We start from the raw sequence: 13,125 nt of genomic DNA, 5'->3' as shown, positions 1-13,125 counted from the left end.
CGGCCCCAGTTGGCGTCCTCGCCGGCGAAGGCGGTCTTGACCAGGGGGCTCTCGGCGATGGTGCGGGCGATCTTGCGGGCCGAGGCCGGGCTTTCGGCGCCGGCCACGGTGATCTTGACGAACTTGGTGGCGCCCTCGCCGTCGCGGACGAGCTGCTGGGCCAGGTCCATCAGCACCGCCTCCAGCTTCTCGCGGAAGTCGGCCAGCCGCTTGTCCCCGGCGCGGGAGATCTTCGGCGCGCCGGACTGCCCGGTGGCGAACAGCAGCAGGGTGTCGTTGGTGGAGCGGTCCCCGTCCACCGTCACGGCATTGAAGGTGGAGCGCACATAGAGGCTGACCAGGGTCTGCAGGGCGGGCGCGGAAATCGCCGCATCGGTCACCACGAAGGCCAGCATGGTGGCCATGTCGGGCGCGATCATGCCCGAGCCCTTGCAGATGCCCGCGATACGCACCTTGGTCCCGTCGATCACCGCCTCGGCATAGGCGCCCTTGGGGAAGGTGTCGGTGGTCATGATCGCCCGGGCGGCGCCGGGCCAGCCATCCTCCGTCAGCCGTTGCTCAAGCTCGGGCAGGCGCGGGGTGATCTTGGCGTCGTCCAGCAGCACGCCGATCACCCCGGTGGAGGCGACCATGATGTCCCGCTGGCGGCAGTCCAAACGCTTGGCCACCGCCGAGGCCACGCGCCGCACGGCGTCGGCGCCCGGCTTGCCGGTGAAGGAGTTGGCGCAGCCGGCGTTGACCACCAGGGCGCGGACCTCGGTTCCCTTGGTGGCGGCCAGCTGCTTCTGGCACCAGTCCACAGGGGCCGAGCCGATCCCGTGGCGGGTGAAGACCCCGGCCACAGTGGTTCCGGGATCGAAGGCCATGACCATCAGGTCGTCGCGCTCGTGCTTGTAGAAGCCCGCCCGCCCCCAGGCCAGGCGCACGCCGGCCACCGGCGGCATGGCGGGAAAGGGAACCGCCAGCGGTGAAACAGGGAGCGCCCCTTTTGCCGGCGCCGGCGTGGCGGACGACGCCCCGAGCGCGCGGCTGGTCTTGTCGGCCCGCTTCAAGGCCGCGCGCTTGAGGGCGCTGGCCAGGGGGTCAAGCGCCCGCTCCAGGGTCTGGCCGACCACCTCCACGGGGCGGGCGGGGGCCTCGGCGGCCTTGGCCTTGGCGGCCGGCTTGTCGCTGGGCTTGCGCGCCATCACTTGGCCTCCGGAGTCTTGGCCGCAGGGGCCGGGGTCTTGGCCGCAGGCGGCGGCGGGGCGTCGGCGGGCTCCACCGGCGCGCCGGGCACGGGCTCAGCGGCGCCGATCAGGGTCTCCACCTTGGAGCGACCGCGCAGCTTTTCCAGCAGGTCGCGGACCTGATCATAGGTCAGGAAGCGGATGATCTGCGGGCGGGCGGCCTCCAGCGTGATGGGTTCCTCCAGACGCCGGTCCTCCACGCGCACCACCGCCCAGCCGCCCTCCACCTCGAAGGGGCCCACCACCTCGCCGGCCTTGGCCTGGCGCAGGGCCACCTCATAGGCCTCGGGCATGACATCGGTGGTGAAATAGCCCAGGTCGCCGCCGTTGAAGCGGGTGGCCGCGTCGGTGGACCGCTCCATGGCCAGGGCCTCGAAGGACGCGCCGGCGCCCAGCAGGCTGCGCACGGCCTCGCCTTCTTCCTGGGTGGCCACCACGATCTGGCGGGCGCGCAGCTCCTCCGACTGGCGGGCGAGCTTGAGCTGCTCCTGATAGAGGCCGCGGATGGCGTTCTCGTTCACCGCGTTGGAGACCACGCTCTCCACCAGCATGTCGCCCAGGATGCGCTCGCGGGCCGCGGCCAGACGGCGCTGGGCCACCGGATCTTCGTCCAGATTGCGCTTGAGGGCCTCGGCGGCCAGCAGCTTCTGATCGATGACTTCGTCCAGCACCCGGCGGAAGAGATCCGACGAGATGTCCAGGGGCTCGCCCTCGCCGATCAGGCCCTGGGCCACCGCCTCGCGCTTGACGTCCGAGGCCCAGACGGTGCGGCCATCGACGCGCGCCACCGCCTCGTCCCCCGGCTGGGGCGGGCGTTCGTCGCCGCCGCGATCTCCACAGGCCGCCAGCACAAGGCCGCACGCCGCCAGAAGCGCCGCCAAGCCGCCGAAACGAGAAGGCTTTTGACCGATCATGGGCAGGGTTCCTATGGCCCGTCGCGTGGGCGCGGGCGCAGTCCGTCCCTAGCCATTTCCCTCGCGGGATGCAAAGGTTGCCGCGATCAAAGGCCAAGGGGGCGCGCATCACAGGCGTCGCCCCCGATCGCATTCATTTGGGAGAATTTCGTATGCGCGAAGCCGTAATCGTTTCCTATGCCCGCACCGGGCTCGCCAAGTCGGGTCGCGGGGGCTTCAACATGACCCCCACCATGAGCATGGGCGCGCATGCGGTGAAGCACGCTGTCGAGCGTTCGGGCCTGGACCCGGCTGAAATCGAAGACTGCATCATCGGCAACGTCTCGCACGGCGCGGGCAATCTGGGCCGCCAGGTGGCTCTGCTGGCCGGCCTCCCCATCACCACCTCGGGCTCCACCGTGAACCGCTTCTGTTCGTCGGGCCTGAACACCATCGCCACTGCGGCCAACTATGTGCGCAACGACGGCGCCGACGCCGTGGTCGCCGGTGGCGTGGAATCCCTGTCCATCCCGGGCGGCGGCGGCGGCCGTGACAACATCGATCCCGTGCTGGTGAAGCAGTACCCGGCCATCTTCATGCCGATGATCGACACCGCCGACATCGTCGCCGAGCGCTACAAGGTCAGCCGTGAGTACCAGGACCAGTACTCGCTGGAATCCCAGCAGCGCATGGCCGCGGCCCAGCAGGCCAACAAGTTCAAGGACGAAATCGTCCCGATGAAGACCAAGATGAAGGTCGTCAACAAGGAGACGAAGGAAGAGTCCATCGTCGACTACGAGGTGAACCGCGACGAGTGCAACCGTCCCGACACCACGCTGGAAGGCCTGGCCAAGCTGCAGCCCGTCCGCGGCGAGGGCAAGTTCATCACCGCCGGCAACGCCAGCCAGCTGTCGGACGGCGCCGCCGCCGTGGTGATCATGGATTCCAAGGCCGCCGAGCGTAAGGGCCTGAACCCCATGGGCGCCTTCAAGGGCTGGGTCGTCGCCGGCTGCGAGCCCGACGAAATGGGCATCGGTCCGGTGTTCGCCATTCCGCGCCTGCTGGAGCGTCACGGCCTGAAGATCGACGACATCGACCTTTGGGAACTGAACGAGGCCTTCGCCTCCCAGTGCCTCTACAGCCGCGACAAGCTGGGCATCGACCCGGAGAAGTACAACGTCAACGGCGGCTCCATCGCCATCGGCCACCCCTATGGCATGACCGGCGCCCGTCTGGCCGGCCACATCCTGCAGGAAGGCAAGCGCCGGAACGCCAAGCACGTGGTCGTCTCCATGTGCATCGGCGGCGGCATGGGCGCGGCGGGCCTGTTTGAGGTCTACTAAGACTCCTCGTCCAGACGCCGGCCTGATCAAGGCCTGACGGAAGGCCCCTTCGGCGACGGAGGGGCCTTTTTCGTGGGCCGCGCGCGCCCCGCCCGCCCCTTCGCCGCTGCTTCCGTTGACACTGCAAGGGCCGCTGCTTAAGTCTCGGCCTCACTCTAAAGGGCGGGAATCCCGGCTCGGCGCGACTGTCAGCGCCCCGCGCGCCAGACCCGATCCCGCATCGACCGCTTTCTCGGACGCCTTCTCGCATGTTCTTCCAAAGGTTCTTCGGCTCGTCCAATGACCGCAAGGTCAAGGCCTTCCAGGCCCGCGTCGGCAAGATCAACGCCCTCGAACCTCAGATGCAGGCCCTCTCCGATGAGGCGCTGCGAGGCAAGACCGCGGAGTTCCGGGACCGGCTGGCCAAGGGCGCGACCCTGGACAACCTGCTGGAAGAGGCTTTCGCCGTGGTGCGCGAGGGCTCGCGCCGGGCCATCGGCCTGCGCCACTTCGACGTGCAGCTGGTGGGGGGCATGGTCCTGCACCGCGGCGGCATCGCCGAGATGCGCACCGGCGAGGGCAAGACCCTGGTGGCCACCCTGCCGGTCTATCTCAACGCCCTGGCGAGCAAGGGCGTCCATGTCATCACGGTGAACGACTATCTGGCCCAGCGCGACGCCGACTGGATGGGTCAGATCTACCGCTTCCTGGGCATGAGCGTGGGCACCATCGTGCACGGCCTGTCCCAGGGCCAGCGTCAGGCCGCCTACCAGTCCGACATCACCTACGGCACCAACAACGAGTTCGGCTTCGACTATCTGCGCGACAATCTCGTCTATGAGAAAAGCGAGATGGTCCAGCGCGGCCACAACTTCGTCATCGTCGACGAGGTGGACTCCATCCTGATCGACGAGGCGCGCACGCCTCTCATCATCTCGGGGCCCACCGAGGATCGCAGCGAATTCTACAAGACCATCGACGCCCTGATCAAAGAGCTGATCAAGGACGAGACCGTCTTCGATCACGACGAGAAGCAGCGCCAGGTGCTTCTGACCGAAGAGGGCTCGGAACGGATCGAGGAGATGCTGGAGAGCGCCGGCCACCTGGCCGAGGACTCCGCCGGCCTCTATGACCCGGCCAACGTTTCGGTGGTGCACCACGTCAATCAGGCCCTGCGGGCCAATGTGCTCTACACCCGCGACAAGGACTACATCATCCGCGCTGGCGAGGTGGTGCTGATCGACGAGTTCACCGGCCGCATGATGCAGGGCCGCCGCCTGTCGGAAGGTCTGCACCAAGCCATCGAGGCCAAGGAAGGCGTCCACATCCAGCCCGAGAACCAGACCCTGGCCTCGGTGACGATCCAGAACTACTTCCGGCTCTACGACAAGCTGTCGGGCATGACCGGCACGGCCTCCACCGAGGCGCAGGAATTCGCCGACATCTACAAGATGGAGGTCATCGAAATCCCCACCAACCGGACCATCGCGCGGGTGGATGAGGATGACGAGGTCTATCGGACCGGCCGGGAGAAGAACCTGGCCATCCTCAAGCAGATCGAGGAGTGCCATGTCCGCGGCCAGCCCATCCTGGTGGGCACGGTCTCCATCGAGAAGTCCGAGCTGCTGTCGGAGCTGCTGAAAACCCACGAATTCCAGGTGGACGGCAAGACCCACAAGGGGATTCCGCACAACGTCCTGAACGCCCGCTACCATGAGCAGGAAGCCCTGATCGTGGCCGACGCCGGCATTCCCGGGGCGGTGACCATCGCCACCAACATGGCCGGCCGCGGCACCGACATCCAGTTGGGCGGCAGCGTCGACATCCGCCTGGCCCGCTGGCGCGACGAGCAGCGCGGCCTGGGCATCGAGCCGGACGCCGAGGCTCAGAACGCCCGGCGCGAGGCGATCGAAGCCGAGATCGCCGACCTGAAGGAAAAGGCCCTGGCCGCAGGCGGCCTCTATGTGCTCGGCACCGAGCGACATGAGAGCCGGCGGATCGACAACCAGCTCCGCGGCCGGACGGGCCGTCAGGGGGACCCGGGCCGCTCCAAGTTCTTCCTGTCCTGCGAGGATGACCTGCTGCGCATCTTCGCCGGCGACCGGCTGGACTCCATCATGCGCACCTTCGGCGTCCAGGAAGGCGAGGCCATCACCCACAAGTGGCTGAACGGCGCCATCGCCACCGCCCAGAAGCGCGTCGAGCAGCGCAACTACGAAATCCGCAAGAACCTCCTCAAATACGACGACGTGGTGAACGACCAGCGCAAGGCCGTGTTCGAGCAGCGCCAGGAATTCATGGAGGCCGAAAGCCTCACCGACGTCATCGCCGAGATGCGCAACGACACCATTGAGGACATGGTGAACCGCCATCTGCCGCCCAAGGCCTATGCCGAGCAGTGGGATGTGGACGGCCTGCAGGAGCGCGCGCTCGAACTCCTGGGCCTCGACCTGCCCATCAAGGAATGGGCGGCCGAGGAAGGGATCGCCAATGACGAGATTCTCGAACGCCTGACGGAAGCCGCCAACGCCCGGGCCGCCGTCCGCGAGGCTTCCATGCCGGCCGAGCAGATGCGCCGGATGGAAAAAAGCTTCCTGCTGCAGATCATCGACCTGCAGTGGCGCGAGCACCTGATGCACCTGGACCATCTGCGCAATGTGATCGGCCTCCGCGGCTATGGTCAGCGCGACCCGCTGAACGAGTACAAGACCGAGGCCTTCTCCCTGTTCGAGAAGCTGCTGGTGGATCTGCGCCAGACTGTCACCCGGTGGGTGATGACGGTGGAGATCAATTTCGCGCCGCCGGAGCCGGAGCCCCTGCCGGCCGGCCGCCTCACCGAAGTGCATCTGGATCCGCTGACCGGCGAGAACGCCGCCGTCGCCGGCGCCCTGCCCGCAGGCATGGCGCGGGACCAGCGGGAGGCCCTGCCGATCTCGTCCCTGCCCGCGGGCTGGGAGCAGACCGGGCGCAACGCCCCCTGCCCCTGCGGATCGGGCAAGAAGTTCAAGCACTGCCATGGGGCGCTGATCTAAGCCGCCGCCGCCGCCGTCCGGTTGCCAAGCTTGTTATCTTGTAACAAGATTGGCGGATCGGGTGGGATGGCCCTTGCCAGGGCGTTGCCGGGGCCTTGGGGGGCGACATGCTGGAACTGGACTTCTGGACGCAGAGGCTGCGCCTGCTCGGCGCCGTAGCCATCGCCATCAGCATCCTGACCTGGACGATGGAGCTCACCGGCCTCGTCTATGTCTGCCCCTATTGCCGGACCCAGCGCACGGTCATAGGCCTGTTGGGCCTGCTGATGAGCACCCCAAATCCGGGCTTCTGGATCACGCGCTATGTGGGTTCGGTGCTGGCGGCCTTCGGACTGGTGGTGGGCGCCACTCAGCACTTCAACGGCTGGCGCAAGATCATGAAGGGGGAGTGGACGCTCTCGCCCAAGGTCTATGACGACGCCTTTCTGCTGTCGGGCGCGGCCATATGCATCATCGTGGCGCAGATCCTGCTGATCTACGCCTATCGGCGCGCCGCTGCGCCGGAGGCGCAATCGGTCGAATAGGTCCGCCTGGGCCCAGTCCCGCTCAGCTTTCCTGAAGCGTGACGAAGGTTTCGCTTTCGATCAGCCACTGGCCGCGCACCTTTTTCCAGGCGGCAAGGTACCAGCCGGAAATGTGTTCGCCGCGGCTTCGTGACACCGCCGCCCAGGCGCCGCGTTCGGCCGCCCGATCGCCGTTCCCCGCCAGACTGACGGCCTCGGTGGTGCGCACATAGGCGACGAAGTCCGGGTCCTGGAACTGAGCGGCGAAGGCCTCGACGATGGCGTCGGCCCCCACGATCAACCCGCCATCGCCCACGATCACCACCGCCTTCGGATCGAAGAAGGGCCGCAGGCGGGCGGCGGCCCGGCCGGCGATCAGGCGGTTGGTGAGTTTGCGCCGCGCGGCGATGGCGTCTTCTGGCGAGGTCATGGCTCCACCACCACCGTGCCCACCTTGTCACCGGCCTCCACCGCCTCGTGCGCCGCGGCGCAGTCCTCCAGGCTGAAGCGGGCGGCCACAGACAGGCCCCGTTCTCCCGTCGCGATCCACCGGGTGATGTCGTCCTGCGCGCGACGCCGGGCCTCATGCGGGCTGACCGGCAGATAAACCCCCTGAACCCGCAGATTGAGACCCATCATCAGACCGGCCGGCAGGACGGGCTCGCGGTTGCCCTTGGTGGCGTAGAAGGCCACCGAGCCGTTCTGGCGCACGCTGGCGAGGGTGGCGGGAAGATTGCCGCCGAGATCCACCTCCACCACATGATCGACGCCTGCGCCGCCGGTGAGGTCGCGCACGCGGGCGGACACGTCCTGCGTCCGGTAGTCGATGACGTGATCGGCGCCGCCGGCCCGGGCGCGATCGGCCTTGGCCGGGCTGGACACGGTGGCGATCACCTGCGCGCCCGCCCACTTGGCCAGTTGGACCGCATAGTGGCCCACCGCGCCGGCGCCCCCGGTGACCAGGACGGTGCGCCCCTGGACAGGCCCGGCCAGGAACAGAGCCACATGGGCGGTCATGCAGGGAATGCCCAGGGTCGCCCCCTCGGCGTAGCTCACCGCGTCGGGCAGCTCCCGGACCAGATCCAGGTCGAGCTCGATATACTCCGCCGCCGTACCGAACGCCCGGCCGTTACGCTGGCCGTTGTAGAACCAGACCCGCTTTCCCAACCACGCCTCGGAGACCCCCGGCCCCACCGCCTCCACCAGGCCCGCACCGTCGCTGTGCGGGACGATGCACGGATAGGCCATGGGCGAGCCGCCGCCGCGCATCCCCACATCGGAGGGGTTGATCCCTGAGGCCTTGATGCGGATCAGCACCTGGCCGCGCCCAGGCTCAGGCTTGGGCCGCTCGCCGAGCACCAGCACATCCCGCGCCGGCCCCTGCCGCTCGTACCAGACCGCGCGCATCATCGCCCTGCTCCTCCGTGACCGGACCTGGCCCTGAATGGCGGCCGCGCGGCCCCGTGACAAGACCGGCCTCCCGGCGGGCCGACGGCATGACGCAGGGGCGCCCTTCGTCCAGCCGCACGGGTCTAGTATGAACGGGCCTCTGATCTCTCCGGAGTCCCCTGCCCGATGTCCGACCTGTTCGCCCCGCTCACCTTCGCCCACGGCGCGCCCATGAAAAACCGCTTCATGCTGGCCCCGCTCACGAACCAGCAGAGCCACGCCGACGGAACCCTGTCGGACGAGGAGTTCCGCTGGCTCACCCTGCGCGCGGAAGGCGGCTTCGGCCTGACCATGACCTGTGCGGCCCATGTGCAGAAGAATGGCCAGGGCTTTCCGGGCCAGCTGGGAATCTTCTCCGACGACCATCTGCCGGGCCTGCGCCGGCTGGCCCAGGCGATCAAGGACCAGGACAGCTTGGCGGTGGTCCAGCTCCACCATGCAGGCAATCGCTCGCCCAAGGATCTGATCGGCGAGGCGCCGGTCTGCCCGTCCGATGATCCCGACACCGGGGCCCGGGCCCTGACCGAGGCCGAGGTCGCCGAGCTGATCGAAGCCTTCATCGCCGGGGCGGCCCGCGCCCAGAGCGCGGGTTTCGACGGGGTCGAGATCCACGGGGCGCACGGCTATGTCCTGTCCCAGTTCCTGTCGCCCGCCCTGAACCGCCGCACGGACGCCTATGGCGGGTCGCCCCGGAACCGGGCGCGCATCGTGGTGGAGATCCTGGAGGGGGTCCGCGCCCGCTGCGGCGAGGACTTCCTGGTGGGCCTTCGTCTGTCGCCGGAGCGGTTCGGCCTGGAGCTTGCGGAAATCCGCGAGCTGGCGGCGCAGATGCTGGTGCATCCCGCCCTGGACTTCCTGGACATGTCGCTCTGGGACGTCCGCAAGGAGCCCGCCGAAGAGGCCCATAAGGGCCGCAGCCTGATGAGCTATTTCACCGAGCTGCCCCGCACCCACGTGCGTCTGGGCGTGGCGGGCAAGATCATGACCGCGGCCCAGGCGCGCGAGGCCATGGAGGCCGGCGCCGACTATGTGCTGATCGGCCGCGCAGCCATCCTGCACCACGACTATCCCCGCAAGGTCGCCGCCGATCCGCAGTTTACGCCCATCGCCCTGCCCGTCAGCCGGGCCTATCTGGCCGCCGAAGGGCTGAGCCCGGGCTTCATCGACTACATGAACAACTGGCCCGGCTTCGTGGCCCAGGAACAGAAGGAAGACGCCCTGTGAGACAAGACGCTGCGTTCGACATCATCGTCTATGGCGCCACCGGATTCACCGGCCGGCTGGTGGCCGAGCACTTGGCTGACACCTATGGCGTCGGCGGCGAGGTCAAATGGGCCATGGCCGGCCGCAGCGCCGAAAAGCTGGCCGCCGTCCGCGACGAGATCGGCGCGCCGTCCGACACCCCGCTGATCGTGGCCAACGCCGATGATCCGGCCTCGCTCAAGGCCATGGTGGAGCAGACTAAGGCGGTGATCACCACCGTGGGACCCTATCAGCTCTATGGCGAGGGGCTGGTGGCGGCCTGTGTGGAGGCCGGGACCGACTATCTCGACCTATGCGGCGAGCCGCTGTGGATGCGCAAGATGATCGACGCCCACCATGCCCGCGCGCAGGAGACCGGGGCGCGGATCGTCTTTTCCTGCGGCTTCGATTCCATCCCCTTCGAACTGGGGGTCTTCTTCCTGGCGGCCGAGGCCAAGAGCCGGCTGGGCAAGACCCTGCCCCGGGTCAAGGGCCGGGTGCGCAAGATGAAGGGCGGCTTTTCCGGCGGCACGGCGGCCAGCCTCAAGGCCACCCTGGCGAGCCTTCGCGCCGATCCGTCCCTGATGGCCCTGATGATCGATCCCTTCGCCCTGACCCCCGGCTTCAAGGGGCCTGATCAACCCCCCGGCGACAAGGTGGAGGAGGACACCGAGCTGGGCGCCACCGTCGGCCCCTTCGTCATGGCCGCCATCAACACCCGCAATGTCCACCGCTCCAACCTGCTGCTGGGCCACGCCTATGGCGAGGACCTGGCCTATGACGAGATGGTGGTGATCGACCCCAACGCTCCCCCGGCCCCGAGCCTGGGCGCCGAAGGCGGCCCCAAGCCCGGCGAAGGCCCGAGCAAGGAAGAGCGCGAGACGGGCTTTTTCGACGTGGTCTTCCTGGGCTCCGACGAGTCCGGCCACCGGCTGAAGGTGGCGGTGACCGGGGACAAGGATCCCGGCTATGGCTGCACCTCCAAGATGATCGCCGAGAGCGCGCTCACCCTCATCGGACCCTGCGCCAGCGTCCGGGGCGGGGTCTGGACGCCTGGGGCGGCCATGGGCATGGCCCTGATCGAACGCCTGCGCGACAAGGCGGGCATGACGTTCGAAGTCGAGGCTTGAGGCCGATTTGAGCCTGATCAACCCCGAAAGCGGTTGATCTTACGTCGTAAATGTAACAGTGAGGTCGTTCGCCCCGCCAACGACCTCACTGGGACCCATGCCGCGCACCCTTTCGGACGCCGACGTCGCCCTGTTCCGCGAGCGCCTGTGCGAGGTGGCCGAGAAGCTGTTCGCCGAGCAGGGTCCCGAGGCCGTGACCATGCGCCAGCTGGCCGCCGCCCTGGGGGTCAGCCCCATGACCCCCTATCGCTATTTCAAGGACAAGGACGACATCCTGGCCGCGGTGCGGGCCCAGAGCTTCAACCGCTTCGCCCAGGCCCTGGAAGACGCCTATGCCCGGCCCGGCGATGCGCGGACCAAGGGGGCCGCGGTCGGCGAGGCCTATGTCCGCTTCGCCTTCGACCATCCCCAGACCTACAAGCTGATGTTCGACATGCACCAGCCCGACGAGCAGGCCTATCCTGAGCTCAAGCAGGCCGCCGAACGGGCCCGGGCGACCATGAGCCAGTATGTTCGCGGCCTGGTGGAAAGCGGACGGCTGCAGGGCGATCCCATCCGTGTGGGAGAGATGTTCTGGGCCTCCACCCATGGCTGCATCGTTCTGGAAATGGCCGGCCGGCTTCCCCCGGGCGGCGCGCTCAAGCTGATGGGCGAGGTCAATTCCGCCATTGCCCGCGGGCTGCGGCACGGGCGCTGACGGGGCCCGCCGTCGGCTTTGCCACAACGCCCTTGACGCCCGCCGCGGCGCCTCCCCCACCCTACGGGAAAACCCAGGGAGAGCGGCCGCCATGACCCAAGTCCAACCCTTTGAAGTCCGCTGGAGCCAGAGCGATGTGGACGCGGTTCTGGACAAGGTCCGCCGCTATGACTGGCCGGCCATCCCCGACGTTCAGGACGGCTGGGCCTATGGGTGCGATGGCGCCTATCTGCGCGGCCTCTGCGACCACTGGACCACCGCCTATGACTGGCGCGCAGCCCAGGCCGAGCTGAACCTCTATCCCCAGTTCACCGCCCGGGTGGAGGATTTCGACCTCCATTTCGTCCATGTGACGGGCGAGGCGGGCGGGCGCCGGCCGCTGATCCTGTCCCACGGCTGGCCCGGCTCGCACTATGAGTTCTGGCAGGTGATCGACAAGCTCGCCTTCCCTTCCCGTCACGGGGGGAACGCCGAGGACGCCTTCGACCTGGTCATCCCTTCGCTGCCGGGCTTCGGCTTCTCGTCCAAACCCAGCCGCCCCATTGGCCAACGGGCCACCGCGCGGCTCTTCAACCAGCTCATGGTCCAGGTGCTGGGCTATGAGACCTATCTCGCCCAGGGGGGCGACTGGGGATCGATGGTCACCTCCTGGATGGGGCATGACCACGGCGCCCACGCCAGGGCCATCCACCTGAACATGATGGCCTTCCGTCCGGCGGGCGGGCCGAAGACCGAGGCCGAGGGCGCCTGGGCCGCCCGGCAGGGCGCCATGATGGATTTGATGGGCGCCTATTTCCGGCTGCAGGCGTCCAAGCCCCAGTCCCTGGCCTGGCTGGGCGCGTCCAATCCGGTGGGGCAGGCCGCCTGGATCGCCGAGCGCTTCCACGACTGGTCGGACCTGTCGCAGCGTCCGTTCGAGACCGTGCACCCCCACGACCGGCTGATCACCAACATCATGCTCTATGTGATGACCGGAAGCTTCGCCACCGGCGCCTGGTACTATCGCGGCCTGCTGGAGGAAGGCGGAGTCGCCCTGAAGGAGGGGGAACGGTGCGAAACCCCCACCGCCTTCGCCAACTTCCCGGGCGAGGCCCTCTACGCCGCCCCGCCGCGGAGCTGGGCCGACCGGGCGTATAACATCGTGCGCTGGACCGACATGCCCCGGGGCGGCCATTTCGCCGCCATGGAGGAGCCGGATCTCTTCGTGGACGACGTGCGGGCTTGGGCTAGAAGCGCCGGATGAGCCTGCGCTACGACTTCGCCTCCGACAACACCGCCCCCGCCGCACCGGAAGCCATGGCGGCCCTGGCCGCCGCCAATCAGGGTTTCGCCGGCAGCTATGGCGCTGACGAGATCACCGCGCGGGCCGGCGATCTCATCCGCCAGATGCTGGACGACGATGTGGAGGTACGGTTCGTCACCTCCGGGACGGCGGCCAACGCCATCTGTCTGGCGGCGCTCGCCCGCCCCTTCGAAAGCGTACTGGCCCATGAGCACGCCCATGTGGCCACCGACGAGACCGGCGCCCCTGGCCTGTTCGGCCACGGCCTGGGCATCGTCGGGCTTTCCGGCGCGTCTGGACGGATCGATCCGGCGCGCCTGGAGGCGGCCCTGGCCCGCCCCGAGAG

At 68.3% G+C, this 13,125-nt stretch carries 12 protein-coding genes; 8 read left to right on the top strand and 4 right to left on the bottom strand.

From position 1 onward, the window contains the following. Both argJ and V7D28_RS09750 read right to left on the bottom strand, forming a co-directional pair. A partial coding sequence (gene argJ / locus V7D28_RS09755) for a bifunctional glutamate N-acetyltransferase/amino-acid acetyltransferase ArgJ (RefSeq protein ID WP_333587192.1) occupies positions 1-1,187 on the bottom strand: 1,187 nt, incomplete at its 3' end. Continuing rightward, the gene (locus V7D28_RS09750) at positions 1,187-2,143 is read right to left on the bottom strand and encodes a peptidylprolyl isomerase (protein WP_333587191.1); all 957 of its coding nucleotides are present in this window, start codon (positions 2,141-2,143) and stop codon (positions 1,187-1,189) included. The genes V7D28_RS09750 and argJ, both read right to left, overlap by 1 nt. A gap of 152 nt (positions 2,144-2,295) precedes the next feature. On the opposite strand from V7D28_RS09750, the gene V7D28_RS09745 reads away from it, so the two are divergent. From V7D28_RS09745 to V7D28_RS09735, 3 genes are all read left to right on the top strand, one after another. Beyond that, positions 2,296-3,465 (top strand): acetyl-CoA C-acyltransferase, encoded by a 1,170-nt coding sequence (locus V7D28_RS09745; protein ID WP_333587190.1) that lies wholly within the window; start codon positions 2,296-2,298, stop codon positions 3,463-3,465. Positions 3,466-3,713: 248 nt separating this feature from the next. Further along, a complete protein-coding gene (secA, locus tag V7D28_RS09740) occupies positions 3,714-6,476 on the top strand; it encodes a preprotein translocase subunit SecA (protein ID WP_333587189.1) in 2,763 nt (920 codons plus the stop codon). A gap of 107 nt (positions 6,477-6,583) precedes the next feature. Continuing rightward, positions 6,584-7,000 (top strand): hypothetical protein, encoded by a 417-nt coding sequence (locus V7D28_RS09735; protein ID WP_333587188.1) that lies wholly within the window; start codon positions 6,584-6,586, stop codon positions 6,998-7,000. 22 nt (positions 7,001-7,022) lie between these two features. Here the strand turns inward: V7D28_RS09735 and V7D28_RS09730 are convergent, their stop codons facing one another. Both V7D28_RS09730 and V7D28_RS09725 read right to left on the bottom strand, forming a co-directional pair. Beyond that, positions 7,023-7,409: a nuclear transport factor 2 family protein gene (locus V7D28_RS09730; RefSeq protein WP_333587187.1), complete on the bottom strand. Its 387-nt coding sequence runs from the start codon at positions 7,407-7,409 to the stop codon at positions 7,023-7,025. Next, positions 7,406-8,389 (bottom strand): NADPH:quinone reductase, encoded by a 984-nt coding sequence (locus tag V7D28_RS09725; protein ID WP_333587186.1) that lies wholly within the window; start codon positions 8,387-8,389, stop codon positions 7,406-7,408. The genes V7D28_RS09730 and V7D28_RS09725 overlap by 4 nt, the downstream gene beginning before the upstream one ends. A gap of 165 nt (positions 8,390-8,554) precedes the next feature. Between V7D28_RS09725 and V7D28_RS09720 the strand changes: the two genes are divergently transcribed. From V7D28_RS09720 to V7D28_RS09700, 5 genes are all read left to right on the top strand, one after another. Then, on the top strand, positions 8,555-9,652 hold the full coding sequence (locus V7D28_RS09720) for an NADH:flavin oxidoreductase (protein WP_333587185.1): 1,098 nt from the start codon (positions 8,555-8,557) through the stop codon (positions 9,650-9,652). Beyond that, on the top strand, positions 9,649-10,800 hold the full coding sequence (locus tag V7D28_RS09715) for a saccharopine dehydrogenase family protein (RefSeq protein ID WP_333587184.1): 1,152 nt from the start codon (positions 9,649-9,651) through the stop codon (positions 10,798-10,800). Before V7D28_RS09720 ends, V7D28_RS09715 begins: the two co-directional genes overlap by 4 nt. Before the next feature lie 97 nt (positions 10,801-10,897). Next, complete coding sequence (locus tag V7D28_RS09710) at positions 10,898-11,497, top strand: TetR/AcrR family transcriptional regulator (protein ID WP_333587183.1); 600 nt, start codon at positions 10,898-10,900, stop codon at positions 11,495-11,497. A 91-nt stretch (positions 11,498-11,588) separates the two neighbouring features. Then, a complete protein-coding gene (locus V7D28_RS09705) occupies positions 11,589-12,740 on the top strand; it encodes an epoxide hydrolase family protein (protein ID WP_333587182.1) in 1,152 nt (383 codons plus the stop codon). Further along, positions 12,737-13,125, top strand: a 389-nt coding sequence (locus V7D28_RS09700) for a beta-eliminating lyase-related protein (RefSeq protein WP_333587181.1), incomplete at its 3' end; no start/stop codon positions are given. The genes V7D28_RS09705 and V7D28_RS09700, both read left to right, overlap by 4 nt.

The organism is Phenylobacterium sp. (genome assembly GCF_036723115.1).
In the GTDB taxonomy this organism is placed as follows: Bacteria; Pseudomonadota; Alphaproteobacteria; order Caulobacterales; family Caulobacteraceae; genus Phenylobacterium.
The sequence above is the reverse complement of the archived record's forward strand: the minus strand, read 5'-3'. Positions and strand labels throughout refer to the sequence as shown.

Coding starts and splice junctions, on each gene's coding strand:
- secA (WP_333587189.1), top strand. CDS start 3,714: ATGTTCTTCCAAAGGTTCTTCGGCTCGTCCAATGACCGCAAGGTCAAG.
- V7D28_RS09735 (WP_333587188.1), top strand. CDS start 6,584: ATGCTGGAACTGGACTTCTGGACGCAGAGGCTGCGCCTGCTCGGCGCC.
- V7D28_RS09730 (WP_333587187.1), bottom strand. CDS start 7,409: ATGACCTCGCCAGAAGACGCCATCGCCGCGCGGCGCAAACTCACCAAC.
- V7D28_RS09705 (WP_333587182.1), top strand. CDS start 11,589: ATGACCCAAGTCCAACCCTTTGAAGTCCGCTGGAGCCAGAGCGATGTG.
- V7D28_RS09720 (WP_333587185.1), top strand. CDS start 8,555: ATGTCCGACCTGTTCGCCCCGCTCACCTTCGCCCACGGCGCGCCCATG.
- V7D28_RS09710 (WP_333587183.1), top strand. CDS start 10,898: ATGCCGCGCACCCTTTCGGACGCCGACGTCGCCCTGTTCCGCGAGCGC.
- V7D28_RS09750 (WP_333587191.1), bottom strand. CDS start 2,143: ATGATCGGTCAAAAGCCTTCTCGTTTCGGCGGCTTGGCGGCGCTTCTG.
- V7D28_RS09725 (WP_333587186.1), bottom strand. CDS start 8,389: ATGATGCGCGCGGTCTGGTACGAGCGGCAGGGGCCGGCGCGGGATGTG.
- V7D28_RS09745 (WP_333587190.1), top strand. CDS start 2,296: ATGCGCGAAGCCGTAATCGTTTCCTATGCCCGCACCGGGCTCGCCAAG.